Below are 26,244 nucleotides of genomic sequence, written 5' to 3'. Positions count from 1 at the left end.
CAAAGGGACGCAAGCCGCCATGCGAGTGAAACACCTGCTGCTGATCGCCATCCTCGGGCTTACCGCGGCCTGTTCCTCTAATAAAGAGGTCATTGACGAGAACCTCAGCGAGGCCGAACTGTACCAGCAGGCCCAGGCTGATCTGGACAACTCCAGCTACACCAGCGCCGTGAACAAGCTCAAGGCCCTGGAGTCGCGCTACCCGTTCGGCCGCTATGCCGATCAGGCGCAGCTCGAGCTGATCTACGCCAACTACAAGAATTCCGAGCCCGAGGCCGCCAAGTCGGCCGCCGAGCGCTTCATCCGCCTGCACCCGCAGCACCCGAACGTCGATTACGCCTACTACCTCAAGGGCCTGACCTCGTTCGACCAGGACCGTGGCCTGCTGGCGCGCTTCCTGCCGCTGGACATGACCAAGCGTGACCCGGGCGCCGCCCGCGACTCGTACAACGAGTTCGCCCAGCTGACCAGCCGCTTCCCCAACAGCCGCTACGCGCCAGACGCCAAGCAGCGCATGATCTACCTGCGCAACCTGCTGGCTTCGTACGAAATCCACGTGGCCGACTACTACCTGAGCCGCCAGGCTTATGTAGCGGCTGCCAACCGTGGCCGCTACGTGGTCGAAAACTTCCAGGAAACCCCGTCCGTCGGTGACGGCCTGGCGGTGATGGTCGAGTCGTACCAGAAGCTGCACCTGGACGAACTGGCCGCCACGAGCCTGGAAACCCTCAAGCTCAACTACCCGGACCACCCGAGCCTGGTCGATGGCGAGTTCCAGCCCAAGCAGACCGAGTCTGACGGCCGCGGCTGGCTGTCCAAGGCCACCTTGGGCCTGATCGAAACCGATACTCCGCTGCCGCCAGGCGAAACCCGCGCCAACCAGGACGTGGTCAAGCAGTTCCAGGACGCGCGCGACGAGATGCCGCGAGAGCTGCTGCCTAAAGACGAGAACGGCGACCCGATCGTGCCGGAAGGCCCGAAAGAAGCCGAGAAAGACCGTTCCTGGTTCAGCTACATGACCTTTGGTCTGTTCGACTGACCTTCAGCGGTGAATGAAAGGGAGGCCTTGGGCCTCCCTTTTTTATTGGCCGCGTCCTAGACTGTTGGCTTCTTCAATCGACAAGCTGGACACCATGGTTCGCCTACTTTTCTGGATCGCCCTGATCGCCGCCGCGTTCTGGCTGTGGCGCAAGTTCAAAGTCAGCCAGCAGTCGCACCCCGAGGCGAAGCTGGATGCGCCGCTGAAGATGGTGCGCTGTGCCCATTGCGGCGTGCACCTGCCCAACGACCGGGCGCTGCAGCAGGGTAATGAGTGGTATTGCAGCCAGGCCCACCTGCAGCAGGGCCCTGGCCACAAGGGCTGATCCCCGGGTACACCCAGCCCCCCCTGTGTAGGAGCGGGTTCACCCGCGAATGCGTCAGTAGCGCCACTGCAGCATTCGCGGCCCCCCCTTACAGCCCCTCCCCACATATCCCTCCCCGACCCTTTCACACCATTTACGACCCCTCCCCACCGCCAGCATTGACCCGCCTGGGCAAAACTCGCTAAATCCTATTTATCCGCATAAATATGAAAAATAGCGAAATGCTCAAACCCAAACGCAAGCGCCAGAAGCTGTCCGATGTGATCGTCGAATCAGTCAAGCGCTCGATCGTCACCGAAGCGCTGCACCCCGGCGACCGCCTGCCCACCGAACGTGAGCTGATGGAGCATTTCGAATGTTCCAAGGGCACCGCCCGCGAAGCGCTCAAGGCGCTCGAAGTCGAAGGCCTGGTCAGCACCCGCACCGGCCCGACCGGGGGCGCCTACCTGAACGAAGTGGGCACCGAGCCAGCCAGCCGCGCGCTGCGCAACTACCTGCATTTCCAGCACCTGGACGGCGAACAGGTGTACCAGCTGCGCAAAGTCATCGAGGTAGAACTGGCGGTGTCGGTGATGGGCAAGCTGAGCGAGGCCGATTATGCCGCGCTGCAGGCCAACATCGACTTCTGCAGCGCGCCGGAAGACAGCGAAGAAGGCCAGCGTGAGCAGCGCTTGGCGGAGCTTGAATTCCACACCCTGCTGGCCGACCGCTGCCCCAACCCGTTGCTGCGTTTCATGGCGGTGTTCCTCAACGACCTGCTGCGCGACCTGGTGGTGCTGAAAAAGGCCTACCTGCCCAAGCGCCAGCAGTTCGCCGCCGCCAACATCGACTACCACAAGCAACTGCTGACCGCCTTGCGCGCCAGCGACGAACCCGCCGTACGCCGGCTGATGCACGAACACATGTGCGACGCCGAGCACCATATGACCGCGCTGGAAGGCGAGGTTGCCCGTAACTTCCTGCTGGAGTTCGATCACCACCACTGATGCGCCTGTAAAGAGGCCTGCACACAGGCCCGGCCGTACCCGCTTTGTCATTGCCACTCCTGCCTAATAACCACAAACAAGGAGTTACTCATGCAAAGACGTACCCTGCTCAAGGCAGGCCTTGCCCTGGGTGCCTTAGGTAGCCTCCCCTTGGGGGCACACCGGGCATTCGCCGACCAACCGCTGACCTTCTATGGGCTCAAGTCCATGTCGGGCGCCTTCGCCAGCTACGGCAAGTACGCCGACATGGGCTCGCGCCTGGCCATCGCCGAGCATCCGCAGTTGCTCGGCCACCCGCTCAAGTACAAAGTCATCGACACCGAAGGCAACGCCGGCAAGGCGGTGCGCAAGGTGCAGGAAGCCATCGGCCAGGATGGCGCACGCTTCTTCCAGGGGTGCACCCTGTCGTCTTCGGCACTGGCGGTGTCCAAGGAAATCCACAAAGCCGGCGGCGTGTTCATGACGCCTGTGGGCGCCGATGAAATCACCGGCAAGGACTGCAATGCCTCAACCTTCCGCTGGTCGGTGCCCACCTATGGTGCCATCCGCGAAACCCTGGTGCCGATGAGCCGCCAGCTGCCCCAGGCCAAGCGCTGGTACACCATCACCCCGCAATATGTATTCGGCGATGCCCTGCTGGACAACGCCCGCAAAGTGTTCGCCGAGCTCGGCGTGGAACACATCGGCAACAGCTACCACTCGCTGCAGGAGCAGGAATTTTCCGGCTACCTGACCAACGCCATCGCCGCCAAGCCCGACGTGCTGGTGCTGCTCAACTTCGGTAGCCAGGCCTCCAACGCCCTGCGCCAGGCGGTCAACTTCGGCATCAAGGACCGCATGAAAGTGCTGATGGTGTGGTCTGCCGGCCTCGACCAGTTCCAGGAGCTGGGCAGCGACGTGCTCGAGGGCGTGTACCTGGGTGCGCAGTACTGGCACCAGGTCGACACCCCGCTGAACAAACAGTTGGTCGCCGCCACCCGCAAGGCCTATGGCATCAACCCCAACTACCCGCTGGCCGCCGACTACATCGGCACCAAGGTGATGCTCGAGGCCATCGTCAAGGCCGGCAGCCTGGACGGGGCCGCCGTGTCTGCGGCATTGCAGGGCATGCGCTTCCAGGGCCCGACCGGCGAAGAACTGATCCGCCCGGGTGACCACCAGGTGCTCAAGGATTACTACCTGCTGCGCGGCAAGCCCCAGGGGCAGATGCGCGACGAGGACGACCTGGCCGAAGTCATCAGTTCGGGCCGCTCGTTCGTCGAGGTCGATCACACCGGTTGCGCCCTGGCCTGAAGCTGCGGCGTTAGTCACAAACACTTGTACAGGCAGCCGCCCGGCGCGCTGTCGAGGGCACGCTCATGCTCGATTTGTACCTGTTCCAACTGCTCAACGGCCTGGGCCTGGGGATGATCTACTTCCTCATCGCCGTGGGCCTGACGATCATTTTCGGCCTGCTCAACTTCGTCAACTTCGCCCACGGCGCGTTTTTCTTGCTGGGCGCCTACCTGTGCTACACCGCCGTGGCCGTCACCGGCAACTTCTGGCTGGCGCTGCTGATTGCGCCACTGGTGGTGGCCGCGCTGGCCTGGGCGGTCGAGCGCCTGTTGATCAAACGCATCTACCACCTGCCGCACACCTTCCAGATCCTCGTCACCCTCGGCATCGCGCTGATCATCCAGGAAGCGTCGGTGCTGATCTGGGGCCCGGTGGGCAAGAACATTGCCGTACCACCTGAACTGCGCGGGGTGCTGATACTTGGCGACTTCATCTACCCCTACTACCGCTTGTTCCTGATCGGCTTCGCAGCGCTGATCGGTATTGGCCTGTGGCTGCTGCTGGAACGCACCCGTTTCGGCGCACTGGTGCGGGCCGGTAGCGAAAGCACCGAGACCGTGTCGCTGTTGGGCACCAACATTTTCCGCCTGTTCTCCCTGACATTCGCCCTGGGCGTGGGCCTGGCAGGTGTGGCGGGTGTGCTGTTTGCGCCGCTACGGGGCGCCCAGCCCTTCGTCGGCCCGGAAATCCTCGGCATTGCCTTCGTGGTGGTGGTGATTGGCGGCATGGGGTCGTTCGGCGGGGCGCTGGTTGGCGGCCTGCTGGTGGGTGTGGTGCAAAGCATGATGACCAGTCTCTGGCCGCAAGGCGCCAGCCTGATGATCTATGGCGCCATGGCAGCAGTGATTCTGGTCCGTCCCTACGGCCTGTTCGGGAGAGCCTGAGATGAGCGAGAAAAACCCATTGCCAGTCGCCAAGGGCCGCGCCCCGGCGCTGCTGTCGCTGGTAGTTGCCAGCCTGGTGGCGCTGCCGCTGTTGCTGCCCTCGGCCACCCTGGCCACCGAGATCCTGATCTTTGCCATGGCCGCACTGGCCTGCAACCTGCTGCTCGGCTACACCGGACTGCTGTCGTTCGGCCAGGGCATCTTCTTTGGCGTGGGCGCCTATGGCGCAGCGCTGCTGATGATCCACCTGCAGTGGGGCATGTTCGCCGCGCTGCTTGGCGGAGCTGTGTTCGGCGCCTTCCTCGCGCTGCTGGTGGGCGCACTGGCGATCCGTCGCACGGGCATCTACTTCGTCATGCTGACCCTGGCCTTCAGCCAGATGGCCTACTTCCTGGCCTATACCCTCAGCGGCTGGACCGGCGGTGACAACGGCCTGCTTGATGTGCCACGGCCGAATATCGAAATCGCCGGCCATGTGCTGGTCGACCTGGCCGATCCGCGGCACTTCTATGTGTTCGTCGCGGTGCTGTTCCTGTTGATCTTCGCCGCAGCCCTGCGGGTGATCCGTTCGCCATTCGGCAGCACCCTGCTGGCTATCCGTGAGAACGAGACCCGCGCCGCCGCCATCGGCTACGACACCCGCCATTTCAAGATTCTGGTGTTCATGCTGTCGGGCGCCATCACCGGCATCGCCGGGGCGCTGTACGCCATGCTGCTGCACTTTGCGCCGCTGTCGAACATCGACCTGATGATGAGCGAGAACATCCTGATCATGACCATCGTCGGCGGCACCGGCTCACTGTTCGGCTCGCTGCTGGGGGCCGGCGCCATCGTGCTGCTGGGTGACGTGCTGTCGGAACTTTGGCCACGCTGGCTGATGCTGCTGGGGGTGATCCTGATTCTGGTGGTGGTGTTCATGCGTGGCGGCCTGTGGGGCGGCCTGACCGAACTGGGCAAGCGCCTGCTGGCCACCCGCAATGCCGATGACAAACCCCAGGCCAAGACCAAGGAGACCCTGTGATGAGCGACTACCTCCTGGAAACCCGCGACCTGGAGCTGGCCTATGGGCCGTTCAAAGCGGTCGCGGGCATTGACCTCAAAGTGCGAGCCGGCACCATCCACACCATTATCGGCCCCAACGGCGCCGGCAAGACCAGCCTGTTCCACTGCCTGACCGGCGAACGTCAGGCCACTGCCGGCAAGATCCTGTTCAATGGCCAGGACATCATTCGCAAGCCGTCCCACGGGCGGGTGGCACTTGGCATGGCGCGTTCGTTTCAGCTCACCAGCCTGTTCCAGAACCTTTCAGTGCGCGAGAACCTGCGCCTGGCAGCCCAAGGCCGTGATGGCCTGGGCGCGCTGAACTTCTGGCGCAGCGTCGAGCACAAGCGCAGCCACTGGAACACCGCCGACCAGGTGCTGGAGCGCCTGAAACTGAGCGCCCGTGCCGAAACACTGGCGGGCGAGCTGTCGCACGGCCAGCAAAGGGTGCTGGAAGTGGGCATGTCGATCTGCGCCAAGCCCTCCCTGCTGATGCTCGACGAACCCACTTCGGGCATGGGCATCGACGACATCCCGGTGATGACCGACCTGATCAGCGACCTTGGCCGCGACCATACCGTGCTACTGATCGAGCACAACATGAGCATTGTCATGTCGATCAGCCAGCGCATCACGGTGATGAGTCACGGCCAGATCCTGGTCGAGGGTACCCCTGAACAGGTGCGCAACGACGAGCGCGTACGCACCGCCTACCTTGGAGAGGCCGCCTGATGCTCAACGTCGATTCGATCCATTCCTACTACGACAAGAGCCATGTGCTCGAAGGTGTCTCGCTCAAGGTTGAGGCTGGCGAACTGGTAACGCTGCTGGGGCGCAACGGCGCAGGCAAGACCACCACCTTGCGCAGCATCCTTGGCATCGTCCGCCCACGGCAGGGGCAGATCAGCTTCAACGGCCAGCAACTGGTCGGCCGCGAAATCTTCGATATCGCCCGGCAGGGCATTGCCCTGGTGCCGGAGCACCGCGGCATCTTTCGCCAGCTCAGCGTCGAGGAGAACCTGAAGATTGCCGTGCGCAAGACCAGCCGCTGGCAGTTGGAGGACGTGTACAGCATGTTCCCGCGCCTGCAGGAGCGTCGCCGCAACGGTGGTTTTGCCCTGTCCGGTGGCGAGCAACAGATGCTCGCCATCGCCCGCGCCCTGCTCAACGGCCCCAGGCTGCTGATCCTCGACGAGCCCACCGAAGGCCTGGCCCCGGTGATTGTCGATGAACTGGTGAAGATCCTGCGACGGATCAAGGACGAAGGGCTGTCGATCCTGCTGGTAGAGCAGAACCTGATGGTCTGCGATGCCCTTGCTGATCGCCACTATGTGCTGGAGCAGGGCCGCGTCGCTTACCAAGGCAGTGCAGCGCAGTTCCGCGAGGACCCGAGCATCAAGAACCGTTACCTGGCCCTTAGCGCCTGACCCGACCGTGCTTACCTGTACCGGCCCTTTCGCGGGCAAACCCGCGCCTACAAAGGTGTCCCCCCCCAGCCCTGCGAGGCCTTTGTAGGAGCGGGTTCACCCGCGAATAGGCCGGTACAAGCCACCCAGTAATTTCAGGAGAGATGAACCATGAACACCCGCATCGATCCCTCGCAGCACCTGCTCGGCCAAGGCCCGTTGGTCAGCCGCGAGCGCCTGTGGCAATCATTGATGGACCTGGCCCAACTCGGCGCCACCGCCAAGGGCGGCGTGTGCCGCCTGGCCCTGACCGACCTCGACCGCCAGGCGCGCGACCTGTTCGTGCGCTGGTGCGAAGAAGCCGGCTGCACCGTCAGCATCGACGCCATCGGTAACATCTTCGCCCGCCGCCCCGGCCGTAACCCTGCCCTGGCGCCAGTGATGACCGGCAGCCACATCGATACCCAACCCACCGGCGGCAAGTTCGATGGCTGCTACGGCGTCATGGCCGGCCTCGAAGTGATGCGCACGCTCAACGACCTGCACCTGACCACCGAAGCCCCGCTGGAAGTGGTGGTATGGACCAACGAAGAAGGTTCGCGCTTCCCGCCCTGCATGATGGGCTCGGGCGTGTTTGCCGGTAAGTTCGGCCTGCAGGAAACCCTGGACAAGGTCGATGACCAAGGTCTGTCGGTCGGCGCTGAGTTGCAACGCATCGGCTACGCCGGCCCGCGCGTGCCCACCGGGCATGCCGTGGGCGCCTACTTCGAAGCGCATATCGAGCAAGGCCCGGTGCTGGAAGACCAACGCACCACCATCGGCGTGGTCCAGGGCTGCCTGGGGCAAAAATGGTTCGACCTGACCCTTACCGGCGTCGAGGCGCATGCAGGCCCCACGCCCATGCACCTGCGCAAGGACGCATTGGTCGGCGCTGCCGAGGTGGTGGCTGCGGTCAACCGCGTCGCTCACGCGCACCAGCCACATGCCTGCGGCACGGTCGGCTGCCTGACCTTGCACCCAGGCTCGCGCAACGTCATCCCCGGCCAGGTGCACATGACCATCGACCTGCGCCACCTCGACCCTGGGCACCTCGACGCCATGGTCAGCGAAGTGCGCGCAGCCATCGAAAACAGCACGGCGAAACATGGCCTGAGCTATCAGCTAACCCCGACAGCCGACTTCCCGCCGCTGTACTTCGCCGAGCAGTGCGTGGATGCCGTGCGCCAGGGGGCGCGTGCGCTGGGCCTGAGCCACATGGATATCGTCAGCGGCGCCGGTCACGATGCAATCTTCCTCGCCGAGCTGGGCCCGGCCGGGATGATCTTCGTGCCATGCGAAGGCGGCATCAGCCACAACGAAATCGAAAATGCCGCGCCCCAGGACCTGGCCGATGGTTGCGACGTCCTGTTGCGCGCCATGTTCCAGGCCGCCAACCCGGGAGCCCGTTGAAATGACCCAGAAAACCGCGATTGGCGAACTCACCGCCGTCGAACTGCTCGAACTGTACCAGCGCCGCCAGTTGTCACCCGTCGAGGTGGTCGACGATGTGCTGGCGCGCATTGACCTGCATAACCCGGCGGTCAACGCCTACTGCCATGTCGACGGCGAAGGTGCCCGCGCCGCCGCCCGCGCCAGCGAACAACGCTGGCAGCGCGGCGAGCCCTGTGGCCGACTGGATGGCGTACCCGCCTCGATCAAGGACCTGACCCTGACCCGCGGCATGCCTACCCGCAAGGGCTCGCGTACTACCTCGGGTTCCGGGCCGTGGGAAATCGATGCGCCCTTCAGCGCCTTCATGCGTGAAGCCGGTGCTGTGCTGGTGGGCAAGACCACCACGCCGGAGTTCGGCTGGAAAGGCGTGACCGACAACCCGCTGTACGGCATTACCCGCAACCCTTGGGATACCAGGCTGACTGCCGGTGGTTCGTCTGGTGGTGCTGCGGCAGCCGCCGCGCTGAACCTGGGGGTGCTGCATCAGGGCAGCGATGCCGGTGGTTCGATTCGCATCCCTTGCGCCTTCACCGGCACCTTCGGCATCAAACCGACCTTCGGCTATGTGCCGCAATGGCCGGCCAGCGCCATGACCGTGCTGTCGCACCTGGGGCCGATGACGCGTACCGTGGACGACTCGGTGCTGATGCTTGACTGCGTAGCGCGCCCCGATGCCCGCGACGGTTTGGCCGGCGCACGCCGGCAGGCGCCTTGGCTCAGCCAGCAGCAAGATCTGAGTGGGCTACGCATCGCCTACAGCGCCAACTTCGGTTACGTGCAGGTCGCCCCACAGATCCAGGCACTGGTGGCGCAAGCGGTGCAGCGCCTGGTGCGGTTGGGTGCGCAGGTAGAGGAAGTGGACCCGGGCTTCAGCGACCCGCTGGAAACCTTCAATACCCTGTGGTTTGCCGGTGCGGCGCGGTTGGCCAGTGCCTTGAGCGATGAGCAGAAAGCGTTGCTTGACCCGGGGCTGCGCTGGATTGCCGAACAAGGCGCACAGATCAGCCTTGGCGAATACACCCAGGCGCTAGAGGCACGGGCAGAATTGATTGCGAAGATGAATGCCTTTCATCAGCGATATGACGTGCTGGTGTCGCCGATGCTGCCGTTGGTGGCGTTCGAAGCCGGACACAACGTGCCGCCTGGGTCGGGGATGGCGCAATGGATGGAGTGGACGCCGTTCAGCTATCCCTTCAACCTGACCCAGCAGCCGGCAGCCTCGGTGCCCTGCGGGTTTACCCGCGAAGGGTTGCCGGTGGGGCTGCAGGTGGTGGCCGGGCGCTTTGCCGATGAGCAAGTGCTGCGGGTGTGCAAGGTGTATGAGCAGCATTATCCGAGCCGGCACTTGCAAGCACCGATTACTGGCTGAAATCTGTATGGGCCTCTGTGGCCCTTTCGCGGGTGAACCCGCTCCTACACGCACCGATTACTGGCTGAAATCTGTATGGGCCTCTGCGGCCCTTTCGCGGGTGAACCCGCTCCTACACGCACCGATTACTGGCTGAAATCTGTATGGGCTTCTGCGGCCCTTTCGCGGGTGAACCCGCTCGTGTGGGAGCGGGTTTACCCGCGAAGAGGCCCTCAGCCCAAACGCCCTTCTGGCGCATACGGCGCCGGGTCGATAATCGGCTCGGCCCCTGTCAGCAAATCGGTAAACAGCTGGCACGAAGCCGGCGCCAGCACCAGCCCATTGCGATAATGCCCGCAGTTCAGCCACAACCCTTCATGCCCTGGCACAGGCCCAATGTAAGGGATGCCTTCTGGCGACCCCGGTCGCAGCCCCGCCCAGTGCGCCACCACTGTGGCGCCTTCAAGCTCAGGCAACAACTCCACCGCCGATGCCTTCAGGCTTTCCAGCGCATCCCCGGTCGGCGTCTTGTCATACCCGGCGTGTTCCAGCGTGCTCCCCACCAGAATGTGCCCGTCACGTCGCGGGATTGCATAACGTCCCTTGGCCAGCACCATGCTCGGCAAGAAGTCTTCAGCACACTTGAACAGGATCATCTGGCCCTTCACGGGCTCCACCGGCAGTTCAAGGCCAAGGGTACGCAACAGGTCGCCACTCCAGGCGCCTGCACTGAGCACAACCTCATCCGCCGCCAGTACGCCATCAGCCGTCTGTACACCGGTCACGCGCCCCTTTTCCTGCACGAAGCCGGTGATCTGGCAGTGTTCGCGCAAGGTCACGTTTGGCAGCGCCAGCAACGCCGCTTTCAGCGACTTGACCAAGCGTGGGTTGCGCACATTGGCCACGCCAGCCATGTAGATGGCGTGCTTGAAGCCCGGGCCCAGCACCGGCACCGCATCGTAGGCCGCCGAAATATCCACGGCACTCAGCGGCCGCTGCTCGCGCGCGGCCCAGGCCAACGCTTCAGCCTCGTCGTCCAGGTCGAGCCAGTACAGCCCGGTGGTGTGAACTTCGGGGTCGACGCCAGTGCTGGCGAACAGACGCTCGCCCAGCTGTGGATAAAAGTCCTGCGACCAGTGCGCCAGAGCGGTCACTGCGGCGCTGTAGCGCCACGGGTACAACGGCGAGACAATGCCTCCGCCAGCCCAGGACGACTCTCGGCCAACCTCACCCTGATCGCACACCACCACCTGGCCGACCTTAGCCGCCAGGTTGAATGCCGTCAGCAGGCCGATCACCCCGCCGCCGACCACCACTACTTGCTTGCTCATCTGTCGATCCAACACCTGAAGTAAAACCGCGATGCACCGGGCATCATTGAACCTTCAGCTTCCCCAGCAGTGCGTGCTGTGCTCAACGGCACCCGGATTGCGCTGCATGCCAGCCTGGTCGAGCTGGAAATCGCCACAGCCATCCTGCGCCATCAGCCCATGCGGTAGCCGCCGGGCGCGCAGCGTGAAGGTGTCACTGTCGCGCTGGGCCTGAAGGCTGTAGTAGCGGGTACCTTCGGGCAAGACCAGGTCGCCCTCGGCGTATTGGCCAGTGCGCACGCGGTGGCGCTCCAGGCGCAGGGCAGCGTCGTGCAGCAGGCCAACCACTTCACTGCGCGCGGCTCGCCGAAGCTGGTCGCTGTAACTGGGGTAGGCAATGGCTGCCAGAATGCCGGTCACGGCCAGCACAATCAACAACTCGATCAGGCTCAAGCCTTGCTGCATGTCAGTCTCCTCGCAATCTTTGCCGCCAGGTGATGCGCTGGGTTTGATTGCCGGCCACGGCGTAGACCGCTTCCAGTACATGCCGTGAGCGGCTTTGCTTGCTGACGGCGGTAATCCGGAACAGGCTAACCAGCTGCCCTTCGGGCATGTGCGCGGCACGTTTGCTGACACCCAGGTTCTGCAGCTGGAAAAAGCCGGTCTGGGTACCTTGCCACTGCCCAACCAGATCGTGCGGCCTGGGCGGCGGCAGGCACGCGTTACAAACGTCAGGGGGCGCCCGTTCAAGTTCGCGCTCCCCGGCCAGCAAAGTGGCCTCAGCCTCTTCCAGCGCCAGCAGGCCATCGCTCAGGTAGCCGGTCATCCGTGTTTCCACCAGCGCGTCACGCAGGGCAGATGTGGCAAGCAGGCCCAGCAGGACGCTGAGCACCAACGCCAACAACAGGACAACACCCCGCTGGCGGTTCATGAAGCCGGCACCGGGTTACGCAATGCCACGCTCAGCGCATGGTGCTGCTCAAGCTGCAAGGTCGGCTCATACAATGTCAGCTGAAGATCGATCCGCTCTCCAGCCACCTGCACCACACGCAGTTCGCGCACGTGATCGACCAAGGGCTGATTGCGGCCGCGCCGCTCGAAGTAAAGCGTACTTCCAACGTGAGCATAGCGATGCCGGCTGACAGGCACAGCCATAAGCGTGTCGCTACCTTGCGCGCGCTCCTTGTGTACCTCCACCGTGTTGATACAGTTTGTCAGCAAGGTCCAGTCGGGGTCGCCGGCATACCCTGGTAACTCAGCGACGACCAGGCTCAAACTTGACGGGCCGCTCGCCAAGGGCCTGGCAAAGGCCTGCTCCGCGCCGGAGACCAGAAAGTCGTCTGGGCTCAGGCGCAGGCAACCGAACATCCCGGCCATGCGGATATCCTGCGCCATGCGCAGCAATGCAAGCCGCGCAGAATCCTGCATGCGCACTGCCGTACTTTGCAGGCGCCAAGTCTGGTGCGCGGAGACAAAAAGCTGGCTGGCCGCCGCCAGCAGCATCAATCCGATCGCCAGCGCCACCACCATCTCAAGCAAGCCAAACCCTGCCTGACAGCGCCTCATCGCCGCCTGCGCTCATGTTCGCTGTGCAGCGCCATCGCCGCCAGGCCATCCCGGCGCGCGCTGTCCGCAGCCTGCAATGCCTGCAATTGCATCGCAGCCGTTGCGAACAGACCTGCGGCCACGATCACGATCGCCAACAGCACTTCCAGAAGCGTCATGCCCCCTTGCCTTGCGTGCATCCCTGCACCTCCTGCGACTTTTCCCGTCATTGCTTTCAACTTGGGCGACTGGACCTCTTGTCCAACCGCCAGGAAGCTATAGCCAAGCACGTCCAGGGAGGAATGCACGGTGAAGCAACGCGGCGTAACACTGATACAAATGTTGTCGGCCTTGGCCGTGGCGGTCTTGCTGACCCAACTGGGCATGCCGGCCTACGCCCGAATGAGCGATGACCTGCACCGGGCGGCGGCTGCCCGTGATCTGGCGCAGGCGCTGCGCAGTGCACGCAGCCATGCCATGCTGCAAAGCCAGCCGGTGCTGGTGCTGGCGCTGGACGGTCATTGGGGGAATGGTTGGCGGGTAGTGCTGGAGCATAACCGGCAGGTGCTACGCGAACAGCGCCTTTCAAAGCCGCTGAAAATAACCAGCAATCGCGGCGAGCAGTTCAAATTCAGTGCGCTGGGCGTGCCAATGACGTCGGGCAACAGCTGGTTGGGCGCAACACTGGAAATGTGCGAACGCGCCGCTGCTCGCAGCCGATATCAAGTGGCGCTGGCATCAAGCGGCAGAGTCAGGTTGCTTACGGAGGACCGGAGCAATGACCGCTGCTAGCGCGGTCATTGCAGGAACAGTCTTGAGTCGCGCAAGGGCTGCAAAGCAGCCCCAGCATTGGCAGCGGTGCAGCCCGTTAGATCAGCGAGCGAACCCGCAGCTCTTTGGGCATTGAAAAGGTGATGTTCTCTTCGCGCCCATCCAGCTCTTCTGCGCCGGTAGCGCCCCAGGCCTTGAGCTGTTCGATCACACCACGCACCAGCACTTCGGGTGCCGAAGCACCGGCGGTGATGCCGATCCGCGCGGTCTGATCAAACCAGCCGCGTTGCATGTCCTCGGCACCGTCGATCAGGTAGGCCGGGGTGCCCATGCGCTCAGCCAGCTCGCGCAAACGGTTGGAGTTGGAACTGTTCGGGCTGCCCACCACCAGCACCACGTCGCTCTCGCCGGCCAGTTGCTTGACGGCGTCCTGGCGGTTCTGGGTGGCGTAGCAGATGTCGTCCTTGCGCGGGCCACCGATGTTCGGGAAGCGCGCACGCAGCGCATCGATGACGCGGCTGGTGTCGTCCATCGACAGTGTTGTCTGGGTGACGAAAGCCAGGTGGTTGGGGTCGCGCACCTGCAGGTTGGCAACATCTTCCTCGTCTTCGACAAGGTAGATGGCGCCGCCGTTGCTGGCATCGTACTGGCCCATGGTGCCTTCGACTTCCGGGTGCCCTTCGTGGCCGATGAGAATGCACTCACGGCCATCGCGGCTGTACTTGGCCACTTCGATGTGAACCTTGGTCACCAGCGGGCAGGTGGCATCGAACACTTTCAGGCCACGGCCAGCAGCTTCCTGGCGCACAGCCTGGGAAACACCGTGGGCACTGAAGATGACGATGACATCGTCCGGCACCTGGTCCAGCTCTTCGACAAAGATGGCGCCGCGGTTACGCAAGTCTTCCACCACGAACTTGTTGTGCACCACTTCGTGACGCACATAGATCGGCGGGCCGAAGACTTCCAGCGCGCGGTTGACGATCTCGATCGCCCGGTCGACCCCGGCGCAGAAGCCGCGCGGGTTGGCGAGTTTGATTTGCATGCTCGGCTCCAGGCTTACAGGGCCTTCACCTCGAGGATCTCCACCTCGAAGGTCAGGGTCTTGCCAGCCAGTGGGTGATTGAAGTCGATGGTGACCTGGTCGTCATCGAACGCTTTGACCACACCCGGCAACTCGGTGTTGGCGGCGTCGTTGAAGATGATCAGCAACCCTTCGGACAACTCCATGCCTTCGAAGTTGGACCGCGGCATGACCTGTACGTTCTGCGGGTTAGGCTGGCCGAAGGCGTTCTCCGGGGCAACCACCACGGTGCGCTTGTCACCGGCCTTGAAACCGAACAGGGCGTTTTCAAAACCCGGCAACAGGTTGCCATCACCCACTTTGAAGGTGGCCGGGGCTTTATCGAACGTGCTGTCGACGGTGTCGCCGTTTTCCAGGTGCAGCGCGAAGTGCAGGGTGACTTCGGTGTTCTGGCCGATACGGGTGTCAGTCATGGACCGGATCCTCGGACTTCTTGCTCTTGAACATATCCAGCGCCAGCATCACCGCACCAACGGTGATGGCGCTGTCGGCCACGTTGAAGGCCGGGAAGTAATGACGGTTCTGCCAGTGCACCAGGATGAAGTCGACCACATGGCCCAGCACGATGCGGTCGTACAGGTTGCCAATCGCCCCACCCAGCACCAGCGCCAGCGCCACGGCCAGCCAGGTCTCGTTGCGCCCCAGGCGTTTGAGCCACACCACCAGCACCGCGCTGACCACCACGGCGATCAGGGCGAACAACCAGCGCTGCCAACCTGCACCATCAGCCAGGAAGCTGAACGCGGCACCGGTGTTGTAAGCCAGGGTCCAGCTGAAGTAGTCAGGAATGACCACGATCTGCTGGTACATGGTCAGGGCGTTGTTGAAGTACAGCTTGGTGGCCTGGTCGATGACCAGGACCAGCAAGCTCAGCCAAAGCCATGCAAGGCGCCCGAAGCGCCCCGCTGCAGGGTTAGGCATAGTGGCGCACCTCACCCTGGCCGCTCAGGTTGTCGACACAACGGCTGCAGATTTCCGGGTGCTCCGGGTGGCTGCCGACGTCGGCGCGGAAGTGCCAGCAACGGCCGCACTTGGCGTGACCGGACTTGACCACTTTCAGCTTGAGGCCTTCGACTTCGGTGGCTACGGCTTCGGCAGGCGCCTGTGCGAACGGCACCACGCTAGCGGCCGAGGTGATCAGCACGAAGCGCAGCTCGTCGCCCAGCTTGCCCAGGTCGGCACTCAGGCCTTCGTCGGCGTACAGGGTCACTTCAGCCTGCAGGTTGCCGCCAATGACCTTGGCGGTACGCTGGTTCTCCAGCTCTTTGTTCACCGATGCCTTCACCGCCATCACGCGGTCCCAGTAAGCACGGCCAAGCTCGGTGCCTTCCGGCAGCTCGCTCAGGCCTTCGTACCAGCCGTTGAGCATGACCGACTCGTTGCGCTCGCCCGGCAGGTACTGCCAGATTTCGTCGGCGGTGAATGCCAGGATCGGCGCGATCCAGCGCACCAACGCTTCGCTGATGTGGAACAGCGCGGTCTGGCAGGAACGGCGGGCGACACTGTTGGCGCCGGTGGTGTACTGGCGGTCCTTGATGATGTCGAGGTAGAAGCCGCCCAGTTCCTGTACGCAGAAGTTGTGCACTTTGGAGTAGACGTTCCAGAAACGGTACTCGCTGTAGTGCTCTTCCAACTCGCGTTGCAGCAGCAGGGTACGGTCCACGGCCCAGCGGTCCAGCGCCAGCATGTCTTCCGAGGCCAGCAGGTCGCGGGCCGGGTCGAAGCCGGACAGGTTGGAAAGCAGGAAACGCGCGGTATTACGGATACGCCGGTAAGCATCGGCGCTGCGCTGCAGGATCTGCTCGGAAACCGCCATTTCACCGGAATAGTCGGTGGCCGAAACCCACAGGCGCAGGATATCGGCACCCAGGGTGTTGTTGACCTTCTCCGGCTCGATGGTGTTACCCAGCGACTTGGACATCTTGCGGCCGTTCTCGTCCACGGTGAAGCCGTGGGTCAGCAGCTCGCGGTACGGCGCGTGGTTGTCGATGGCGCAACCGGTCAGCAAGGACGAGTGGAACCAGCCGCGGTGTTGGTCGGAACCTTCCAGGTACAGGTCAGCGCGCGGGCCGGTAGCGTGGCCGATGTCGTGCGAGCCACGCAGTACGTGCCAGTGGGTGGTACCGGAGTCGAACCACACATCGAGGGTGTCAGCGATCTTGTCGTACTGGTCGGCTTCAGCGCCCAGCAGTTCGGCGGCGTCCAGCTTGAACCAGGCCTCGATGCCTTGCTGCTCGACACGCTTGGCCACTTCTTCCATCAGTTCGACAGTGCGCGGATGCAGCTCGCCGGTCTGCTTGTGCAGGAAGAACGGGATCGGTACGCCCCAGTTGCGTTGACGCGAGATGCACCAGTCCGGGCGGTTGGCGATCATCGCGTGCAGGCGCGCCTGGCCCCAGGCCGGGACGAACTTGGTGTCTTCGATGGCTTTCAGCGCACGCTCACGCAGCGGCTCGCCAGTGCTCGGCTGCTTGTCCATGCCCACGAACCACTGCGCGGTGGCGCGGTAGATCAGCGGAGTCTTGTGGCGCCAGCAGTGCATATAGCTGTGGCTGATAGTTTCGGTGTGCATCAGCGCACCGACTTCGCTCAGCTTCTCGACGATGGCCGGGTTTGCCTTCCAGATGAACTGGCCGCCGAAGAATGGCAGCGACTCGACATACACGCCGTTGCTCTGCACCGGGGTAAGGATGTCGTCGTTGACCATGCCGTAGCGCTTGCAGGTGACGAAGTCGTCTTCACCGTAGGCTGGCGCGGAGTGCACCACACCGGTACCGGCGCCCAGCTCGACGTAGTCAGCCAGGTACACTGGCGACAGGCGGTCGTAGAACGGGTGACGGAAGTTGACCAGCTCCAGCGCCGAACCTTGGGCGGTGGCAAGAACCGAACCTTCCAGGTTGTAGCGCTTCAGGCACGACTCGACCAGCTCTTCAGCCAGCACCAGCAGGCGCTCGCCGGTGTCGACCAGGGCGTACTTGAATTCCGGGTGGATGTTCAGGGCCTGGTTGGCCGGGATGGTCCACGGGGTGGTGGTCCAGATCACGATGGCGGCCGGCTTGGTCAGCGAGGCCAGGCCGAAGGCGGCGGCCAGCTTGGCCTCATCGGCAACCGGGAAGGCCACGTCGATGGTCTGCGACTTCTTGTCGGCGTACTCGACTTCCGCTTCAGCCAGCGCCGAACCGCAATCAAAGCACCAGTTCACCGGCTTCAGGCCCTTGAACACGAAGCCTTGCTTGACCATCTCGGCCAGGGCGCGGATTTCACCGGCCTCGTTGGCAAAGTTCATGGTCTTGTATGGGTTGTCCCAGTCACCCAGCACGCCCAGGCGGATGAACTCGGTCTTCTGCCCTTCGATCTGCTCGGCAGCGTACTCGCGGCAGAGCTCGCGGGTACGGTCGGCAGAAAGGTGCTTGCCGTGGGTAACCTCGACCTTGTGCTCGATCGGCAGGCCGTGGCAGTCCCAGCCTGGCACGTACGGCGCATCGAAGCCGGCCAGGGTCTTGGAGCGGACGATCATGTCCTTGAGGATCTTGTTCAGCGCATGACCGATGTGAATCTTGCCGTTGGCATAGGGCGGGCCGTCGTGCAGGACGAACTTGGGACGATCCTTGCCAATTTCGCGCAGCTTCTGGTACAGGCCAATGCTGTCCCAGCGCTGCAGGATCTGCGGTTCGCGCTGAGGCAGGCCGGCCTTCATGGGGAAGGCGGTGTCCGGAAGGTTAAGCGTGGCTTTGTAGTCGGTCATTTCAGGCTCTTCGTTAGCGGTTGAGCGTGCCAATGTGCACGTGCGGCGGCGATATCCGCATCGATCGCCGACTTCAGCGCCTCCAGGGAGGCGAATCGCTGCTCTTCACGCAGCTTGTGGTGGAACTCCACCGTCAGGCGCCGGCCGTAAAGATCGCCGGCAAAGTCCAGAAGATGAATCTCCAGGTGCGGGCGCCCATCACCGGCAACGGTGGGGCGCACGCCGATATTGCCGACACCCGGCCAAGCTTTGCCGTCGATCACGATGCTGGCCAGGTATACCCCGGACAGCGGCACGCGACGGCGCTTGAGCTGGATGTTGGCGGTTGGTGTGCCGAGCTGGCGGGCCAGCTTCTGGCCGTGCAGCACGCGGCCTGTAATGCGGTACGGGCGGCCCAGCAGGTGTTCGGCCAGCTCGAAGTTGCCCTCGGACAAGGCCTTGCGCACTTCGGTGCTGCTGACCCGCAGGCCATCCTGGATGACCGTGTTGGCGGCCTCGACGGTAAAGCCATACGCGTTGCCGGCCTCGACCAGGAAAGCGAAGTCGCCAGCGCGGTCGCAGCCGAAGCGGAAGTCATCGCCCACTTCGAGATGACGCACGCCCAGGCCGTCGACCAGGATGGCCTTGACGAAGGCATCGGCACTGAGCTTGCTCAGACGCTGGTTGAACGCCAGGCACAGCACCCGATCGATACCTTCGGTCGCCAGCAGCTCTATCTTGTCGCGCAGCCGGGCCAGGCGCGCTGGCGCGGTATCGGGTGCGAAGTACTCGCGTGGTTGCGGTTCGAAGATCACCACGCAGGTCGGCAGGCCCAAGGCCTGACCGCGCTCGCGCAGGCGCGCCAGGATTGCCTGGTGGCCGCGGTGAACCCCGTCGAAGTTGCCAATGGTGGCGACACAGCCCCGGTGCTCGGGGCGCAGGTTGTGAAGACCTCGAACCAGCTGCATAACGCGCTTCTTGCTCATAAAGTGGCCGATTATAACCACACCCGGGCGCTGGTGACAGGCAGCAGCGCCCAAGGGCGGCGTGGAATGCGAAAAACCGACGCCTGACCCGCCAAAAGCCTCAGTGCAAGGCCTTGCGAGCGAAATGCCGGGGCCTGAAGCCACACAGGTACAGGCAGCCAAAATACGTCACGACGCCCGCCAGGATCAGCGCCCCAAGCCGCAGGAAGCGCTCAAGCATGATGCCCTGCTCCCAGGCCGGCATATAGTGCATGCCCGCCAGCAGTACTGCCGACATCAGCGTCACCGCCAACACAAGCTTGAGCAGGAACACTGCCCAGCCAGGCTGAGGCTCGAACAGCTGCTGACTGCGCAGCTTCCAGAACAGCAAACCGGCATTCAGGCAGGCACCGAGGCTGATCGCCAATGCCAGGCCGGCATGTGCAAGCGGGCCGACCAGGGCAAGGTTGAACAGCTGGGTGCAGACCAAGGTGAAGACTGCGATCTTCACCGGCGTGCGAATATTCTGCTGCGCATAGAAGCCAGGTGCCAGTACCTTGATCAGAATGATCGCCAGCAAGCCCACGGAATAGGCGATCAACGCCCGCTGGGTCATGGCCGCATCAAACGCGCTGAACTTGCCATATTGAAACAGCGCAACGGTCAGCGGCTCGGCAAGAATGGCCAAAGCCAGGGTGCAGGGCAGCACCAGCAGGAAGCACAGGCGCAGGCCCCAGTCGAGAATCCGTGAGTACTCCTCACGGTCCTTGTTGGCGTAGGTCTTGGCCAGGGTCGGCAGCAGGATGGTGCCCAGAGCAACGCCCAACACACCGGAAGGCAGCTCCATGAGGCGGTCGGCGTAGTACATCCACGACACCGAGCCGGCCACCAGGAAGGAGGCGAAGATGGTGTTGATGATCAGCGAGATCTGGCTCACCGACACCCCCAGGATCGCCGGCAGCATCTGCTTCAGTACCCGCCACACACCCGCGTCCTTGAGGTTCAGACGCGGTAGCACGAGCATGCCGATCTTCTTCAGCGCTGGCAGCTGGTACAGCAACTGCGCCAGGCCACCCGCCAGCACGCCCCAGGCCAACGCCATGATTGGCGGGTTGAAGTACGGCGTCAGCAACACGGCGAAGGCGATCATCGCCACGTTCAGCAAGGTAGGCGTGAAGGCCGGCACCGAAAAGCGGTTCCAGGTATTGAGGATCGCTCCGGCCAGGGAAGACAGCGAGATCAGGAATATATAAGGAAACGTCACCCGCAACAGGTCGGTGGTCAGCGCGTATTTTTCGGTGCTGTCGACAAAACCCGGGGCCGTCGCCCACACCACCCACGGTGCAGCGAGGATGCCGATGGCGGTCACCAGGGCCAGCACCAGGGTCAGAAGGCCGCTGACATAGGCAATGAAGGTGCGCGTCGCCTCCTCGCCCTGCTGGGTCTTGTACTCGGCCAGAATCGGCACGAAGGCCTGGGAGAATGCGCCTTCGGCGAAGATGCGCCGCAACAGGTTGGGCAGTTTGAACGCGATGAAGAAGGCATCGGTAGCGACACCAGCACCAAAGATGCGGGCCAGGATGGTGTCGCGAACAAAGCCCAGCACCCGCGAAATCATGGTGATCGAGCTTACTGCAGCCAGGGATTTGAGCAGGTTCATCGAAAAGATTCACGCCAATGACAGAGGACGCTGCCAGATAGCGTCCGAATGTGCGATACTCCCGCGCCTTCGCAGGGGAGCCAAAAATTCCCGAGTGTACAGGTCGCGCAGCAGAAAGGAATCTTTCCCGCTTGTTGGCGCACCGCTCGGCGGAACCTTGCAGGTGGCCTTGACATCTGCTCGACTGATCGGCATGATTCGCGGCCTATTTTGTTTGCTATTTACCTAAAGTCTTTCGAGGAGCTCGACGGTGGCCAACACACCTTCCGCCAAGAAACGTGCAAAACAGGCTGAGAAGCGTCGCAGCCACAACGCCAGCCTGCGTTCCATGGTCCGCACCTACATCAAGAATGTAGTTAAAGCCATCGACGCAAAAGACGCCGAAAAAGCGCAAGCCGCTTACGTTCTGGCTGTACCTGTAATCGACCGTATGGCCGACAAGGGTATCATCCACAAGAACAAGGCTGCTCGTCACAAAGGCCGTCTGAATGGCCACATCAAGGCGCTGAAAGAAGCTGCAGCTGCCTAAGCGACGCGCTAGTCGAAAAACCGACCCTAGGGTCGGTTTTTTGTTGCCTGCGATTTATGCTTGCGGGCACAGCTCCATGTGGTACTTGATCTCTTTGGGAGCGGCCTTGCGTCGCGGAAGAGCTGCGGGGCAGCCCCGGCAATCTCAGCTTCTGCGCTGAGGCCGAGGGGCCGCTACGCACCCCTGTCGCGACGCAAGGCCGCTCCCACAAAAAAGCGGGGCCGCGTTTGGCGGCCCTACTTTTACATCACTTGGCGATTTGAATCTTCGGTGCCCACTGCAGCCATTCATCCTCGGCCTTTTCGAACAAGGCAAAGGTCTGTTGCGGCCGTGCCGGGTTACCCATCTGCTCGCCATCTGGCGTTGCAAAGGCGATACCGCCATCGATCAGGGTTTCCACCGACTCGGTACGCACTGTAGCGCCCTTGAACAGACCCCAGTCGAAACCGAAACCACTGCTGTTCCAGAAGCGGCTACCGCTGCGCACCAAGGCGGCATAGCGCGGCTCGATGAGGATATGAATCAGCACGCGGTCAGCGCTCTGGCCCAGCTCGAAGCCTGTCACCTTGCCCACCGTAACCTCACGATAGGTAACCGGCACACCCGGCTTGATCGAGCCGCGGCGTGGCGCACTGAGCGTCAATGGCAGGCCGACCTCTGGCCCTGCTACCTGCGGTGCTTCGGCCAAGGCGATGAAATCGCGCTGTGGCCCACGGTTCTTGGCTGCTGGCTGCACTTCCAGGTACTGCCCACCTATCAAGGTGTCCAGGTTTTCAGTGCGCACCAGGCCCAGGGCCGGCTTGACCACCCAGAACTGCGTACCGGCACGGGCAATACGATCCGCCGCTTCGGTAATGCGCGCCCGTAGCAGCACCGCCTGCAGGTCATCGGTGAGGTCGACGCTCTCGATGCTGCCCACATCCAGGCCGCGGAAGCGGATGGCCGTGCCCGGTTTCAGGCCATCAGCACGCTCTACACGGATGGTGATCAACGTACCCGCACGGTTTACCGCCTCCTGGCTGTCATGCAGGCGGAAGCGTGGAATGTGTCGCTTCAGCGGTACATCGGGCCGTGGCGTATCGAACGCAATACCGCCGGCCATCAGTGTTTGCAGCGACTCACTCTTGATCTTGATGCCCGACAGGCCGCCGGTCAGGGTGATCCCACTGACGTTCCAGAAGCGCGACGAACCATTGACCAGCTTCTCGTACTCCTTCTCGATATGCACACCGATCAGGATGCGGTTGCTGTTACGGGCGAACTGATAGCTCTGCACGCTACCCACCTTCACCTGGCGATACATCACCGGGCTGCCGATTTCCAGCGAACCCAAGGTGTCGGCGAACAACACCATGTGCAGGCCCGGCGCTTTGAGGTCGAGCGGCGGCGCCTTGGCACGCGCCTCGAACTCACGCTCTGGCCGTGCGCCCTTCTCACCAGGACGAATGGCGATGTAGTTACCTTTGACCAGCGCTTCCAGGCCCGTGATTCCCGCCAGGGAAATCGACGGTTTGACTACCCAGAACTGCGTCCCGTCTACCAGGTAGTCCTCGGTCAGCGGGTCGAGTGTCAGCTCGGCAGAAGCGCTGGCCAGGTTGTCTTCCATCTTCAGGGCTTTCAGCGAGCCCACCTGAATGCCCTTGTACATGACCGGCGTGCGACCCGCCTGCAGGCCTTCATAATCGCTCAGCTTCACTTTTACCCGGATACCCGCCTGGGCTGCATCGAAGTCCTCGTACAGGCGGAACGGCAGGCTTGGATCGGTGGGCGGGCTGTCCTTGCGGTACTCCGGCGTGGCGAAGGCGATACCACCCGCCACAATGCTCGACAACGACTCACTGCGCACCTTCACACCCGAAAGCGAAGCATCGATGCTGACACCGCTGGCGTTCCAGAAACGCGTGTGCTTGCGCACCAGGCTGGCGTAGGCCGGCTCGATGAAGACTTTCACCTCTACGGTGCTCTGGTCCTCGGACAGGCGGTAGCTTTTCACCCGGCCAACCTGAATCTGCTTGTAGAACACCGGGCTGTCACGGTTGAGCGAGCCCAGCCTGTCGGCCTTGAGGGTCAGGTGCAGGCCTGGTTCAGAATCCGAGAGCGGTGGCGCCACCTTCAATGCCACAAAGCGTTTGGTACGCTCCCCCTCTCCCGGGCTAACAGCGATGTAGTTACCCGACACCAGTGTTTCAAGGCCAGATATACCGGCCAGGCTGACACTCGGCTTCACCAGCCAGAAACGCGTGCCTTTGGTTAGATGGGGCTCGGCAGCCTTGTTCATCTCGATGGTAGCGATCACCCCCTGCGTGTCGCCCTTGGCGTCGAGCACCAGGCTTTTCACCTTGCCAACCGGCATGCCTTTGTAGATGACCTCGGTCTTGTTGGCGACGATACCCTCTCCCGACTCGAAGCGGACTTCAATTTCCACGCCAGCGTCGCGGTAGGCCTGCCACGCGAGCCAGCCACCGATCATTAGCGCAATCAAGGGCAGGATCCAGATGGCCGACCAGTTCGAGGCGGGGCGGGTTTTAGCCGTTGGCAGGTCACTCATGGTCGTCATCCGACTCCGTGTTATCCCAAATCAGTCGGGGATCGAAAGTTAAAGCGGCAAGCATTGTCAGGATCACCACAGTTGCGAAGGCGACAGCGCCCAGGTTGGCTTCGACACTGGCTATTCGGCCAAAATTCACCACTGCCACCAGGATGGCAATGACGAAGATATCCAGCATGGACCAGCGCCCGATGAATTCGATGAAGCGGTACATCAATATCCGCTGCCGGGCCGAAAGCGGTTGCCGCCGCTGGACGGAGTACAACAGCAAGCCGATGCCCACCAGCTTGAACGTGGGGACCAGGATACTGGCAATGAACACCACAGCCGCAATGGGCACCATGCCATGCTTGAGCAGGGTGATGACACCGGACATGATGGTGTCCGGGCTGCCCTGACCGAGGGTACTCACGGTCATGATCGGCAGTATGTTGGCTGGGATGTAGAGGATCGACGCCGCAATCAGCAACGCCCAGGTGCGCGCGATACTGTTCGGCCGGCGTGCATGCACGATAGCGCCGCAGCGTGTGCAGGTTTGCGAAGTGCTGTCTGGCTCTTGCCTGTTCAGCTCGTGACACTCATTGCAGACAACAATGCCTGCGTCAATCGCCCGCATGCAGGTCCTCCCCCGATAGCGCACTCCAGATCTGGTGGGGCGACATCACCACCTCGAGCCACACCTGGATCAATAACAGACTGATGAAACAGAACAGCCCAAGGCCCACGGTCAGTTCGGCCAGGTCCACCAGTTTGACGATGGCCACCAGCACCCCCATGAAATAGACCTCGAGCATGCCCCAGTCACGCAGATGGTGATAGATGCGGTAGAAGACCAGGCCGTAGTCACGTCCGAAGTTCAAGCGGATGCTCAACAGCACGGCCAGCTGACAGAGCAGCTTCGCCAGCGGAATGACCATGCTACAGAGCAACACCACTACGGCAACACCGCGCATTCCCGAGTTGTACAGGCCTAGCACGCCACTCCAGACCGTATCGTCCGAAGTCTGACCAAGCAGGTGCAACTGCATGATCGGCAGGAAATTGGCCGGCACGAACAGCAAAAGGGCCGCCAGTACCAAGGCCAGGCTGCGATTGACCACATTGTGCCGGTGGGCATAGAGCTCGTAGCCGCAGCGCGGGCATTGGGCTTTCTCATCATGCTGCAGCACGGGCTTGCGCAGCAGCAGGTCACATTCATGGCAGGCGACAAGCTCGTCCAACGGCAGCTGGTCCAGGGTTTCAGGTTCGACAGAATTGGACATATGGCGCTTCTGAATAGGTGCGTGGTGGCTATTCTAGTGTTCTGGCTCGAATTGTGGGAGGCGACATTGGCCTGGAGGGTATGCGCCCTGCCTGGCGTTGCCCCCTTCCCCGTAGGAGCGGGTTTACCCGCGAACACCGGCGAAGCCGGTGCCATCTCCGCTCTCGAGCAGGTCCAGTTTTTTTGCCCACAAAGACAAAACCCCTACCTGCATGCGCAGATAGGGGTTTTGCGAAATGAATCTTGACGATGACCTACTCTCACATGGGGAAACCCCACACTACCATCGGCGATGCATCGTTTCACTACTGAGTTCGGGATGGGATCAGGTGGTTCCAATGCTCTATGGTCGTCAAGAAATTCTGTTGCCAGAATGTCCAGATGGACAGCCCAGCGAATTCGGATATGCGATATTTGTGGTCTTACGAATTTTCGGGTCTTTCGTCTTCACCACCGCAATCTGCGTCAGCAAATTGCTTGGGTGTTATATGGTCAAGCCTCACGGGCAATTAGTATTGGTTAGCTCAACGCCTCACAGCGCTTACACACCCAACCTATCAACGTCGTAGTCTTCGACGGCCCTTTAGGGGATTCAAGATCCCAGTGAGATCTCATCTTGAGGCAAGTTTCCCGCTTAGATGCTTTCAGCGGTTATCTCTTCCGAACATAGCTACCCGGCAATGCCACTGGCGTGACAACCGGAACACCAGAGGTTCGTCCACTCCGGTCCTCTCGTACTAGGAGCAGCCCCTCTCAAATCTCAAACGTCCACGGCAGATAGGGACCGAACTGTCTCACGACGTTCTAAACCCAGCTCGCGTACCACTTTAAATGGCGAACAGCCATACCCTTGGGACCGGCTTCAGCCCCAGGATGTGATGAGCCGACATCGAGGTGCCAAACACCGCCGTCGATATGAACTCTTGGGCGGTATCAGCCTGTTATCCCCGGAGTACCTTTTATCCGTTGAGCGATGGCCCTTCCATACAGAA

General features: G+C 62.5%; 26 protein-coding genes and 2 rRNA genes (1 of these 28 running past the window's edge). 12 read left to right on the top strand and 16 right to left on the bottom strand.

Annotated elements, in window-relative coordinates; genetic code table 11:
* Nucleotides 1-19: 19 nt before the first annotated feature.
* The 10 genes from KW568_RS03150 to KW568_RS03105 all read left to right on the top strand — a co-directional run bounded on the left by KW568_RS03150 (nt 20) and on the right by KW568_RS03105 (nt 9,876).
* The gene (locus KW568_RS03150) at nt 20-1,039 is read left to right on the top strand and encodes an outer membrane protein assembly factor BamD (RefSeq protein ID WP_004577276.1); all 1,020 of its coding nucleotides are present in this window, start codon (nt 20-22) and stop codon (nt 1,037-1,039) included.
* Nucleotides 1,040-1,133: 94 nt separating this feature from the next.
* Nucleotides 1,134-1,364 carry a PP0621 family protein gene (locus KW568_RS03145; protein ID WP_003247559.1) on the top strand — a complete coding sequence of 77 codons (231 nt, stop codon included), beginning with the start codon at nt 1,134-1,136 and terminating at the stop codon, nt 1,362-1,364.
* A gap of 221 nt (nt 1,365-1,585) precedes the next feature.
* The gene (locus KW568_RS03140) at nt 1,586-2,350 is read left to right on the top strand and encodes a FadR/GntR family transcriptional regulator (protein WP_003247561.1); all 765 of its coding nucleotides are present in this window, start codon (nt 1,586-1,588) and stop codon (nt 2,348-2,350) included.
* A 90-nt stretch (nt 2,351-2,440) separates the two neighbouring features.
* The gene (locus KW568_RS03135; RefSeq protein ID WP_003247562.1) at nt 2,441-3,643 is read left to right on the top strand and encodes an ABC transporter substrate-binding protein; all 1,203 of its coding nucleotides are present in this window, start codon (nt 2,441-2,443) and stop codon (nt 3,641-3,643) included.
* A gap of 65 nt (nt 3,644-3,708) precedes the next feature.
* Entirely contained in the window at nt 3,709-4,569 is an 861-nt protein-coding gene (locus KW568_RS03130; RefSeq protein ID WP_003247565.1) for a branched-chain amino acid ABC transporter permease, read from the top strand.
* Between the two features lies 1 nt (nt 4,570).
* Nucleotides 4,571-5,590, top strand: coding sequence for a branched-chain amino acid ABC transporter permease (locus KW568_RS03125; protein ID WP_004577277.1), 1,020 nt, complete (start codon nt 4,571-4,573; stop codon nt 5,588-5,590).
* Nucleotides 5,590-6,342, top strand: coding sequence for an ABC transporter ATP-binding protein (locus KW568_RS03120; protein ID WP_004577278.1), 753 nt, complete (start codon nt 5,590-5,592; stop codon nt 6,340-6,342). The genes KW568_RS03125 and KW568_RS03120 overlap by 1 nt, the downstream gene beginning before the upstream one ends.
* Nucleotides 6,342-7,037, top strand: coding sequence for an ABC transporter ATP-binding protein (locus tag KW568_RS03115; RefSeq protein WP_004577279.1), 696 nt, complete (start codon nt 6,342-6,344; stop codon nt 7,035-7,037). The genes KW568_RS03120 and KW568_RS03115 overlap by 1 nt, the downstream gene beginning before the upstream one ends.
* Nucleotides 7,038-7,187: 150 nt before the next feature.
* Nucleotides 7,188-8,465 carry a Zn-dependent hydrolase gene (locus KW568_RS03110; RefSeq protein ID WP_004577280.1) on the top strand — a complete coding sequence of 426 codons (1,278 nt, stop codon included), beginning with the start codon at nt 7,188-7,190 and terminating at the stop codon, nt 8,463-8,465.
* Between the two features lies 1 nt (nt 8,466).
* Complete coding sequence (locus KW568_RS03105) at nt 8,467-9,876, top strand: amidase (protein ID WP_004577281.1); 1,410 nt, start codon at nt 8,467-8,469, stop codon at nt 9,874-9,876.
* A gap of 212 nt (nt 9,877-10,088) precedes the next feature.
* Here KW568_RS03105 and thiO read toward each other — a convergent pair whose 3' ends face one another.
* Genes thiO through KW568_RS03080 form a run of 5 tightly spaced genes read right to left on the bottom strand, consistent with a single transcriptional unit; the run spans nt 10,089 to nt 12,910 of the window.
* Nucleotides 10,089-11,186 carry a glycine oxidase ThiO gene (gene thiO / locus KW568_RS03100; RefSeq protein WP_004577282.1) on the bottom strand — a complete coding sequence of 366 codons (1,098 nt, stop codon included), beginning with the start codon at nt 11,184-11,186 and terminating at the stop codon, nt 10,089-10,091.
* Nucleotides 11,187-11,240: 54 nt separating this feature from the next.
* Complete coding sequence (locus KW568_RS03095) at nt 11,241-11,630, bottom strand: type IV pilin protein (RefSeq protein WP_003247577.1); 390 nt, start codon at nt 11,628-11,630, stop codon at nt 11,241-11,243.
* 1 nt (nt 11,631) lies between these two features.
* Nucleotides 11,632-12,096: a hypothetical protein gene (locus KW568_RS03090; RefSeq protein WP_004577283.1), complete on the bottom strand. Its 465-nt coding sequence runs from the start codon at nt 12,094-12,096 to the stop codon at nt 11,632-11,634.
* Nucleotides 12,093-12,731, bottom strand: a complete 639-nt coding sequence (locus KW568_RS03085; protein ID WP_004577284.1) for a PilW family protein — start codon at nt 12,729-12,731, stop codon at nt 12,093-12,095. Before KW568_RS03085 ends, KW568_RS03090 begins: the two co-directional genes overlap by 4 nt.
* The gene (locus tag KW568_RS03080) at nt 12,728-12,910 is read right to left on the bottom strand and encodes a prepilin-type N-terminal cleavage/methylation domain-containing protein (RefSeq protein ID WP_004577285.1); all 183 of its coding nucleotides are present in this window, start codon (nt 12,908-12,910) and stop codon (nt 12,728-12,730) included. The genes KW568_RS03085 and KW568_RS03080 overlap by 4 nt, the downstream gene beginning before the upstream one ends.
* A gap of 109 nt (nt 12,911-13,019) precedes the next feature.
* Between KW568_RS03080 and KW568_RS03075 the strand changes: the two genes are divergently transcribed.
* Nucleotides 13,020-13,502, top strand: coding sequence for a GspH/FimT family pseudopilin (locus tag KW568_RS03075; protein ID WP_004577286.1), 483 nt, complete (start codon nt 13,020-13,022; stop codon nt 13,500-13,502).
* Between the two features lie 76 nt (nt 13,503-13,578).
* Here the strand turns inward: KW568_RS03075 and ispH are convergent, their stop codons facing one another.
* From ispH to murJ, 6 genes are all read right to left on the bottom strand, one after another.
* Nucleotides 13,579-14,526 carry a 4-hydroxy-3-methylbut-2-enyl diphosphate reductase gene (ispH, locus tag KW568_RS03070; protein WP_004577287.1) on the bottom strand — a complete coding sequence of 316 codons (948 nt, stop codon included), beginning with the start codon at nt 14,524-14,526 and terminating at the stop codon, nt 13,579-13,581.
* Nucleotides 14,527-14,540: 14 nt separating this feature from the next.
* Entirely contained in the window at nt 14,541-14,978 is a 438-nt protein-coding gene (fkpB, locus tag KW568_RS03065; protein ID WP_003247607.1) for an FKBP-type peptidyl-prolyl cis-trans isomerase, read from the bottom strand.
* On the bottom strand, nt 14,971-15,486 hold the full coding sequence (lspA, locus tag KW568_RS03060) for a signal peptidase II (RefSeq protein WP_003247609.1): 516 nt from the start codon (nt 15,484-15,486) through the stop codon (nt 14,971-14,973). Before lspA ends, fkpB begins: the two co-directional genes overlap by 8 nt.
* Nucleotides 15,479-18,310, bottom strand: a complete 2,832-nt coding sequence (ileS, locus tag KW568_RS03055) for an isoleucine--tRNA ligase (protein ID WP_003247611.1) — start codon at nt 18,308-18,310, stop codon at nt 15,479-15,481. Before ileS ends, lspA begins: the two co-directional genes overlap by 8 nt.
* Nucleotides 18,307-19,257, bottom strand: coding sequence for a bifunctional riboflavin kinase/FAD synthetase (gene ribF, locus KW568_RS03050; RefSeq protein ID WP_003247613.1), 951 nt, complete (start codon nt 19,255-19,257; stop codon nt 18,307-18,309). The genes ileS and ribF overlap by 4 nt, the downstream gene beginning before the upstream one ends.
* Before the next feature lie 118 nt (nt 19,258-19,375).
* Nucleotides 19,376-20,914, bottom strand: a complete 1,539-nt coding sequence (murJ, locus tag KW568_RS03045) for a murein biosynthesis integral membrane protein MurJ (RefSeq protein WP_004577288.1) — start codon at nt 20,912-20,914, stop codon at nt 19,376-19,378.
* Nucleotides 20,915-21,164: 250 nt separating this feature from the next.
* Between murJ and rpsT the strand changes: the two genes are divergently transcribed.
* The gene (gene rpsT, locus KW568_RS03040) at nt 21,165-21,443 is read left to right on the top strand and encodes a 30S ribosomal protein S20 (RefSeq protein WP_003247625.1); all 279 of its coding nucleotides are present in this window, start codon (nt 21,165-21,167) and stop codon (nt 21,441-21,443) included.
* Between the two features lie 247 nt (nt 21,444-21,690).
* Here rpsT and KW568_RS03035 read toward each other — a convergent pair whose 3' ends face one another.
* The 5 genes from KW568_RS03035 to KW568_RS03015 form a co-directional block, all read right to left on the bottom strand.
* Complete coding sequence (locus KW568_RS03035) at nt 21,691-23,991, bottom strand: PqiB family protein (RefSeq protein ID WP_004577289.1); 2,301 nt, start codon at nt 23,989-23,991, stop codon at nt 21,691-21,693.
* Nucleotides 23,984-24,607, bottom strand: coding sequence for a paraquat-inducible protein A (locus KW568_RS03030; RefSeq protein ID WP_003247629.1), 624 nt, complete (start codon nt 24,605-24,607; stop codon nt 23,984-23,986). The genes KW568_RS03035 and KW568_RS03030 overlap by 8 nt, the downstream gene beginning before the upstream one ends.
* Nucleotides 24,594-25,253: a paraquat-inducible protein A gene (locus KW568_RS03025; RefSeq protein ID WP_003247631.1), complete on the bottom strand. Its 660-nt coding sequence runs from the start codon at nt 25,251-25,253 to the stop codon at nt 24,594-24,596. Before KW568_RS03025 ends, KW568_RS03030 begins: the two co-directional genes overlap by 14 nt.
* 240 nt (nt 25,254-25,493) lie before the next feature.
* A 5S ribosomal RNA gene (gene rrf / locus KW568_RS03020) occupies nt 25,494-25,609 on the bottom strand.
* A 131-nt stretch (nt 25,610-25,740) separates the two neighbouring features.
* Nucleotides 25,741-26,244, bottom strand: a 23S ribosomal RNA gene (locus tag KW568_RS03015) (it continues 2,393 nt past the right edge of the window).

The organism is Pseudomonas sp. HD6515 (assembly GCF_024971855.1).
GTDB classification, from domain to species: Bacteria; Pseudomonadota; Gammaproteobacteria; order Pseudomonadales; family Pseudomonadaceae; genus Aquipseudomonas; species Aquipseudomonas alloputida.
This window is presented reverse-complemented; position numbering and strand designations above follow the sequence as displayed.

Bases quoted from the DNA above. Each gene is read 5' to 3' on its own strand.
- KW568_RS03150 (WP_004577276.1), top strand. From the start codon at position 20: ATGCGAGTGAAACACCTGCTGCTGATCGCCATCCTCGGGCTTACCGCG.
- KW568_RS03145 (WP_003247559.1), top strand. From the start codon at position 1,134: ATGGTTCGCCTACTTTTCTGGATCGCCCTGATCGCCGCCGCGTTCTGG.
- KW568_RS03140 (WP_003247561.1), top strand. From the start codon at position 1,586: ATGCTCAAACCCAAACGCAAGCGCCAGAAGCTGTCCGATGTGATCGTC.
- KW568_RS03135 (WP_003247562.1), top strand. From the start codon at position 2,441: ATGCAAAGACGTACCCTGCTCAAGGCAGGCCTTGCCCTGGGTGCCTTA.
- KW568_RS03130 (WP_003247565.1), top strand. From the start codon at position 3,709: ATGCTCGATTTGTACCTGTTCCAACTGCTCAACGGCCTGGGCCTGGGG.
- KW568_RS03125 (WP_004577277.1), top strand. From the start codon at position 4,571: ATGAGCGAGAAAAACCCATTGCCAGTCGCCAAGGGCCGCGCCCCGGCG.
- KW568_RS03120 (WP_004577278.1), top strand. From the start codon at position 5,590: ATGAGCGACTACCTCCTGGAAACCCGCGACCTGGAGCTGGCCTATGGG.
- KW568_RS03115 (WP_004577279.1), top strand. From the start codon at position 6,342: ATGCTCAACGTCGATTCGATCCATTCCTACTACGACAAGAGCCATGTG.
- KW568_RS03110 (WP_004577280.1), top strand. From the start codon at position 7,188: ATGAACACCCGCATCGATCCCTCGCAGCACCTGCTCGGCCAAGGCCCG.
- KW568_RS03105 (WP_004577281.1), top strand. From the start codon at position 8,467: ATGACCCAGAAAACCGCGATTGGCGAACTCACCGCCGTCGAACTGCTC.
- thiO (WP_004577282.1), bottom strand. From the start codon at position 11,186: ATGAGCAAGCAAGTAGTGGTGGTCGGCGGCGGGGTGATCGGCCTGCTG.
- KW568_RS03095 (WP_003247577.1), bottom strand. From the start codon at position 11,630: ATGCAGCAAGGCTTGAGCCTGATCGAGTTGTTGATTGTGCTGGCCGTG.
- KW568_RS03090 (WP_004577283.1), bottom strand. From the start codon at position 12,096: ATGAACCGCCAGCGGGGTGTTGTCCTGTTGTTGGCGTTGGTGCTCAGC.
- KW568_RS03085 (WP_004577284.1), bottom strand. From the start codon at position 12,731: ATGAGGCGCTGTCAGGCAGGGTTTGGCTTGCTTGAGATGGTGGTGGCG.
- KW568_RS03080 (WP_004577285.1), bottom strand. From the start codon at position 12,910: ATGCACGCAAGGCAAGGGGGCATGACGCTTCTGGAAGTGCTGTTGGCG.
- ispH (WP_004577287.1), bottom strand. From the start codon at position 14,526: ATGCAAATCAAACTCGCCAACCCGCGCGGCTTCTGCGCCGGGGTCGAC.
- fkpB (WP_003247607.1), bottom strand. From the start codon at position 14,978: ATGACTGACACCCGTATCGGCCAGAACACCGAAGTCACCCTGCACTTC.
- lspA (WP_003247609.1), bottom strand. From the start codon at position 15,486: ATGCCTAACCCTGCAGCGGGGCGCTTCGGGCGCCTTGCATGGCTTTGG.
- ileS (WP_003247611.1), bottom strand. From the start codon at position 18,310: ATGACCGACTACAAAGCCACGCTTAACCTTCCGGACACCGCCTTCCCC.
- ribF (WP_003247613.1), bottom strand. From the start codon at position 19,257: ATGCAGCTGGTTCGAGGTCTTCACAACCTGCGCCCCGAGCACCGGGGC.
- murJ (WP_004577288.1), bottom strand. From the start codon at position 20,914: ATGAACCTGCTCAAATCCCTGGCTGCAGTAAGCTCGATCACCATGATT.
- KW568_RS03035 (WP_004577289.1), bottom strand. From the start codon at position 23,991: ATGAGTGACCTGCCAACGGCTAAAACCCGCCCCGCCTCGAACTGGTCG.
- KW568_RS03030 (WP_003247629.1), bottom strand. From the start codon at position 24,607: ATGCGGGCGATTGACGCAGGCATTGTTGTCTGCAATGAGTGTCACGAG.
- KW568_RS03025 (WP_003247631.1), bottom strand. From the start codon at position 25,253: ATGTCCAATTCTGTCGAACCTGAAACCCTGGACCAGCTGCCGTTGGAC.